Annotated in this window: 4 protein-coding genes; 2 read left to right on the top strand and 2 right to left on the bottom strand. The window is 37.3% G+C overall.

The window, feature by feature from the left end:
- Together ABIQ28_RS13030 and ABIQ28_RS13025 are read right to left on the bottom strand one after the other, a co-directional pair.
- Positions 1-1,543 (bottom strand): iron ABC transporter permease (locus ABIQ28_RS13030; RefSeq protein WP_348038002.1); only part of this gene is annotated, 1,543 nt, incomplete at its 3' end.
- Positions 1,524-2,579 carry a Fe(3+) ABC transporter substrate-binding protein gene (locus ABIQ28_RS13025; protein ID WP_348038000.1) on the bottom strand — a complete coding sequence of 352 codons (1,056 nt, stop codon included), beginning with the start codon at positions 2,577-2,579 and terminating at the stop codon, positions 1,524-1,526. The genes ABIQ28_RS13025 and ABIQ28_RS13030, both read right to left, overlap by 20 nt.
- 497 nt (positions 2,580-3,076) lie before the next feature.
- Here ABIQ28_RS13025 and ABIQ28_RS13020 point away from each other — a divergent pair, with 497 nt between their 5' ends.
- Positions 3,077-3,619: a peptidoglycan-binding protein LysM gene (locus ABIQ28_RS13020; protein ID WP_348037998.1), complete on the top strand. Its 543-nt coding sequence runs from the start codon at positions 3,077-3,079 to the stop codon at positions 3,617-3,619.
- Positions 3,620-3,831: 212 nt separating this feature from the next.
- Positions 3,832-4,374, top strand: coding sequence for a peptidoglycan-binding protein LysM (locus tag ABIQ28_RS13015; RefSeq protein ID WP_348037996.1), 543 nt, complete (start codon positions 3,832-3,834; stop codon positions 4,372-4,374).
- Positions 4,375-4,796: the final 422 nt, after the last annotated feature.

The raw sequence follows: 4,796 nt of genomic DNA, 5'->3' as shown, positions 1-4,796 counted from the left end.
CGGCTAACGTATCAATGTGATAGGGTTTCAAAATGAGGGTTAATGGCAATTCTTTCATCACATCAATAAAAACCAAAATCACGGCACTGAATACGCCTGTTTTAATGAGTGGAAATTCAATCTTAAAAAACGTTTTTAAATTTCCTACACCCAAAACTTTAGATGAATCAGGAATCGAATTATCGACTTTTAATGCTGTGGAATCTATCGGGTTATAGGCTACAGCCAAGAAACGAACGGCATAGGCATAAAATAGCGCAATCAAGGTGCCATTGATGATTAATCCCGAATTAATCCCAAAATTGCCTAATATTTTAATCAACCATTTGTCTAAGGCTAAGGTTGGAATCATAATCCCAATGGCAATCACAGCCCCTGGAATGGCATATCCTAAAACGCCGATTCTTGCAATATTTTTAACCGAACGCAACGTGCTCCATTTGGAAAAGTAAATCAATAAAAGTGCAAAAAACACGGTAATCACAGCAGAGGTAATCGCGATGCCGAAGCTTTGCAGCGAAATCATGATAAACTCCATATCAAAAACCGTAGACGCCGTTAGTACCGCCCAATAAATCAATTGTGCTACAGGTAAAATAAACCCTAAAAGCACTGGTAGAAATACGACGGAAAAGATGCCCCATTTCATCCACTTCGAAGGCTCTTTACGCTGGATTTGTGTGCTATTGGTTTTTGAAGAGGTAAACTTCACTTTCCGCACTTGCCATTTTTCGAAAAGGATCAAGGCGAAAATAATGACGATTAACAAGGCGGATAAATACACAGCTGTTTCGGGCTCCTCCAATGAAAACCACGATCGGAAGATTCCGGTTGTAAAGGTATTGACCCCGTAATAACTGGCGGCGCCATAATCGTTAAGGACCTCCATCCACACTAAAACCAATCCAGCAACAATAGCAGGGCGCGAAAGGGGTAACATCAGTTTGAAAAAGGTTTTACGTTCACTAACGCCCAACATTTTAGAAGCTTCTAAAAGATTATTGGCCTGATTCAAAAAGAACGCTCTTGCACTGACATAAACATAAGGAAACAAAGAAATACTCAATACAAAGGCCAGTCCCGCGCGATTCATGATATCAATACGTATAAAACCGAGATTCAGCTGTCGAAACAGAAGTTCCAAACTGCCTCCATAATCGAAAATCCCGGCATAAGCATAGCCAACAATATACGAAGGGATCGCCAGTGGAAGGATCAGCAGCCATTCCATTTGTTTACGAAAACGGAAGTCGAAACGCGACACCAACCACGCTGAGGAAATCCCCACTACCAAAACGATGATACTACAAAAAAAGACCAGATATAAGGAGTTCCAAATATATTCTGGCAATAAGAATTTAACGATGTGACTCCATGTTTCCCCAGGACCAGAAAACAACTCTACCCCAATAAACATAATGGGTAAAGCCAAGAAAAAGACGATGGCCAGCGTAAAGACTGACCATCTGTTACTATCTCTTTTGAGTCTTTGGAGCCTCGTTTTTAATGAGAAAGCCTTATTTCTATTTCCAACCTGCTTCATCAAAAATCAAAACTGCTTTTTTATTATGTTCGCCTAATTTGTTTAATCCTAAGTTATCTTCTTTAAAATCTCCCCAATTTTTAATGTCTTGAACTGGCGCTACACTTTCTAAAACAGGATATTCGTAATTAGCATTCGTAAATATGTTCTGTGCATCTTCACTAATTAAATATTCAATGAACAGAATGGCGTTTTCCTTGTTTGGTGCATATTTAGCAACACCTGCACCACTAACATTGATGTGCGTTCCTCTATCGTTCTGATTTGGAAAAAACAAACCTATTTGATTTGCTGCTTTCACTTCCTCAGGATCTGGAGAGTTTAACATCTTTCCGATATAATAGGAATTGACAATCGCTAGATCGCCTTCGCCTGCTACCACCGCTTTTACTTGATCTCTATCGGAGCCTTTTGGAGAACGCGCCATATTTGCAACCATGCCTTCTGCCCATTTTTTGGCTGCTTCCTCGCCATCATTAGCTATAATGGAAGCCATTAAGGATTGATTGTAAATATTAGAAGAGGATCTTACCAATATTTTTCCTTTCCACTTTTTATTAACTAAATCTTCATAAGTGGATAATTCTTCCGGTTTTACTCTGTCTTTAGCATAAGCTATAATCCGCGCTCTTTTGGTTAAGCCAAACCATTGGTTATCGACATCCTGTAAATGTAAAGGCACTGTATTTTCTAAGATTTCAGAATCTATACTTTGTAATAAACCTAGCTCTTTAGCGCGACTTAATCGTCCAGCATCTACAGTAATCAAAACATCAGCAGGCGATTGTTTGCCTTCCATTTTCATTTTCTGAATCAACTCATCTGCACTTGCATTGACCACTTTTACTTTAATGCCAGTTTTCTCTTCAAATTTATTGAAGATTTCTTGGTCTGGCTCATAATGACGGTGGGTATAGACATTAACGACCTGTTCATTGGTCGATTGTTGAACGGCAGAATTATCTTTTTTTTCGTTCTCGTTTTTACACGCAGCTAATAGGGAAAAAGCAGCGAGAGCTATTACTAGGTTCTTCATCTTATTTTTTTCTGAAGGGCAAAGATAACAATTTAGAATCGATACAAATAAGAGAATGCGTCAAAACATCGGATAAATTAAAAATTGAGTATCCTGAGGATGGAATTATAACCGGTAACGCTAAAGAAAAAACCCTATCGCTGACAAGTATTGCAACATATGTAAATTTTGTAGGTATGTACCTTTAAGCATTTCCTTTAAACTGCAGAAAAGAACAAACTGTACTTTCGGGAAAACACCTAAATTAAATACAGGACAAGTAATGTGCTTCATAAGATCCTAAAAGTCTAAAGCAAAATTCTAGTAAAGACCCTCATTATAATAACAGGTTTTAAAGGCTTCTTATTTCCTGTATTTCTGTTCACAATAATCTCTGTAGTGATCTTACTACAACCACTTCCAATTACTACTACAAAACAAACTAAAGCCCTCACATATCTTTGCAGTGTTCAAAAGAACCAAAATAAAAAACCTAACAAACCTAAACTTATATTACCATGAAAAAACAAATCATCATCGCAACTTTAGCTCTTGGAGCATTCGTCATTGGAACTAACAACACGCAAGCTCAGGACTCAAACCCTGTAAGCACAACCGTAAACATCATCTTGTCTGATGTGATTTCAATTGATTCTGGAAGCGTTACATCTGAAGGAATTGTGGATTTCAACTACGTGACTACAACAGATTACAATACGGCTAAAAATGTAACGGTGGAAAACAGCTTGATCGTAACCTCTTCTAAAAACTTTGATGTTAAGGTAAAGGCAGAAGGCGAAAACTTTACAAGCGGAACTGATGTTATTCCAGTAAGTGTACTTCAAGTAAAAGCAGTAACTGGCGGATCAATGGTTGGAACTCTTAATCAAATCACTTTATCAAATGCAGATCAAGTTTTGGTTTCGAACGCAACTTTAGGAGCTAAAAAATCATTGAGCATTGATTACTCAATCTCAGCGGAAAAAGCACAAACTGTACTTTTAGGAAAAGCACCTGGAACTTACACTCAAAAAGTAACATACACTGCAACGGCTCTATAGTCCAAAGCAAAATCACAAGGGAAATCCTCAACACAGAAATGTGCTGAGGATTTTTTATTATATATAATTTGAACAAAATATTAATCTCTGTAGTGATCTTACTACAACCACTTCCAATTACTACTACAAAACAAACTAAAGCCCTCACATATCTTTGCAGTGTTCAAAAGAACCAAAATAAAAAACCTAACAACCTCTAACAATTAATAATCATGAAAAAACAAATCATCATCGCAACATTAGCTCTTGGAGCATTCGTCATTGGAACTAACAACACGCAAGCTCAGGATTCAAACCCTGTAAGCACAACTGTAAACATCATCTTGTCTGATGTGATCTCAATTGATGCGGGAAGCGTGGCATCTGAAGGAATCGTGGATTTCAACTACGTGACTACAACAGATTACAATACGGCTAAAAATGTGACGGTGAAAAACAGCTTGATCGTAACCTCTTCTAAAAACTTTGATGTTAAGGTAAAGGCAGAAGGCGAAAACTTTACAAGCGGAACTGATGTTATTCCAGTAAACGTACTTCAAGTAAAAGCAGTATCTGGCGGAACAATGGTTGGAACTCTTAATCAAATCACTCTATCGAATGCAGATCAAGTTTTGGTTTCGAACGCAACTTTAGGAGCTAAAAAATCATTGAGCATCGATTACTCAATCTCAGCGGAAAAAGCACAAACTGAACTTTTAGGAAAAGCACCTGGAACTTACACTCAAAAAGTAACATACACGGCAACGGCTCAATAGTCCAAAGCAAAATAAAAATCACTAAATTCTCCTAACTCAATAAAATTGATTTAGGAGAATTTATGAATTTAGGCCGTTGTTTGCCATACACTAATAGATCTGTAATTAACAATAAAAAACAAAATCATATCTTTGTGGTTATCGTAAATCCCATTTCGATTTTGAAAGTCCAATTCACCTACAACTCACAAGCCTTCAATGGCGCAGCTATACACAAAAGTTTATTTAGATAGCCACAGCTTTATAGCGCACTTTAAACTTAAAACAGAGACTCTAATCCCTATTATATATTTGATTTTTTTCACCAGCCTTAAATTAAAACCTACACCTATGATGCCCAATCACTTTAAATTCTTTTTGACTCTTGGCTTTCTAATCACATTGACGACTTCTGGATTTTCTCAAGGCGTTTCTATGTCTCC

It is taken from the genome of Gelidibacter sp. (assembly GCF_039916245.1).
Taxonomy (GTDB): Bacteria; Bacteroidota; Bacteroidia; order Flavobacteriales; family Flavobacteriaceae; genus Gelidibacter.
This window is presented reverse-complemented; position numbering and strand designations above follow the sequence as displayed.

Excerpts from the sequence above, each read along its gene's own strand:
- ABIQ28_RS13020 (WP_348037998.1), top strand. The coding sequence starts at position 3,077 with ATGAAAAAACAAATCATCATCGCAACTTTAGCTCTTGGAGCATTCGTC.
- ABIQ28_RS13015 (WP_348037996.1), top strand. The coding sequence starts at position 3,832 with ATGAAAAAACAAATCATCATCGCAACATTAGCTCTTGGAGCATTCGTC.
- ABIQ28_RS13025 (WP_348038000.1), bottom strand. The coding sequence starts at position 2,579 with ATGAAGAACCTAGTAATAGCTCTCGCTGCTTTTTCCCTATTAGCTGCG.